The organism is Prochlorococcus marinus (assembly GCF_001180245.1).
In the GTDB taxonomy this organism is placed as follows: domain Bacteria; phylum Cyanobacteriota; class Cyanobacteriia; order PCC-6307; family Cyanobiaceae; genus Prochlorococcus_A; species Prochlorococcus_A marinus_F.
Genome location: NZ_CVSV01000113.1, coordinates 1 through 276 on the forward strand (window position 1 = coordinate 1; position 276 = coordinate 276).

Below are 276 nucleotides of genomic sequence, written 5' to 3' on the forward strand. Positions count from 1 at the left end.
AGAAAGTTCTGAATGGAAATTGGTAGATGGTATTGATTTAATTGTTCATATTTTTCATCCTGAAAAACGTAAATTTTATGAGTTAGAAAAAATGTGGTCTGAACTCATTCCAAAAGAAAAAGTAATGATATGAAAAAAATTTATATATTTACCCTAGCTTTATTTTTATTTTTAAATTCAACTTTAGCAATTTCAAGTGAAAGCGATATTTATAAAAAAATTGATCTTTTTGGAGAAGTGCTCGAAAAAATTAATGAAGAATATGTTGAGGATATC

The 276-nt window shown here is 24.6% G+C and carries 1 protein-coding gene; it reads left to right on the top strand.

What is annotated here, in order from left to right; all coding sequences use genetic code 11:
• On the top strand, positions 1-133 hold a 133-nt coding region (locus AMO19_RS04175), incomplete at its 5' end, for an RsfS/YbeB/iojap family protein (protein WP_179850509.1).
• Positions 134-276 lie beyond the last annotated feature (143 nt).